The sequence below is a fragment of the Streptomyces sp. AC627_RSS907 genome (assembly GCF_019049165.1).
Genome location: NZ_JAGMUE010000558.1, coordinates 1 through 622, shown reverse-complemented (window position 1 = coordinate 622; position 622 = coordinate 1). Strand labels below are relative to the sequence as shown.

Here is a 622-nt window from a genome sequence, read left to right as displayed (position 1 = left end):
CGAGAGGGCGCTGCATCCTTCGATGTACTCGCCCCGGCCGCACCCGCGACCGTCAGCGGACGCCGGGCCGGTGACCTGCGTGTTGTGATGGAGACATGCCCCGCAGCCGGTCCCCGTTCCGCCCGCACGAGCACGACGTGCTGTTCGGCGTCGGTGGGCTGCTCGCCGGGCTCCTGCTCTACGCGCTCGACCTGCGCAACAGCCCCGCCGCCTTCGGGCTGCCGGGCTGGCTGTCGCTGGTGGCGCTGTTCGTGATGTCCGGGGCCGAGTTGCTGCGGCGTACGGCCCCGCAACTCGGCCTCACCATCGCCACCTGCGCCCTCGCGCTCGACATCCTGAGCGGCACGCTGGTGACCACGGTGCTGATGTTCTCGGACCTGGTGTACGCGGCCGTGCTGTACGGCTCGCCGCAGGCGGCCCGCCGCATCCCGCGCGACTGCTACCTGATCACGGCGCTGATCACGGTCGGCACCCTCGTCGGCTTCCAGGACTCGGCCGCCCTGCTGCTCGGCTTCGCCACCGCGATGATCACCATCGTCCCCGCCTGGACCGGCGCGATCATCCGCACGCACCGCGAGGCCGCCCAGGCGGCCCGCCTCGAAGCCGAGCGCACCGCGCTCCT

1 pseudogene is annotated in these 622 nt (G+C 72.5%); it reads left to right on the top strand.

What is annotated here, in order from left to right:
- Positions 1–95: 95 nt before the first annotated feature.
- Positions 96–622: pseudogene (locus tag KUM32_RS37055) on the top strand (two-component sensor histidine kinase); the annotation flags it as partial.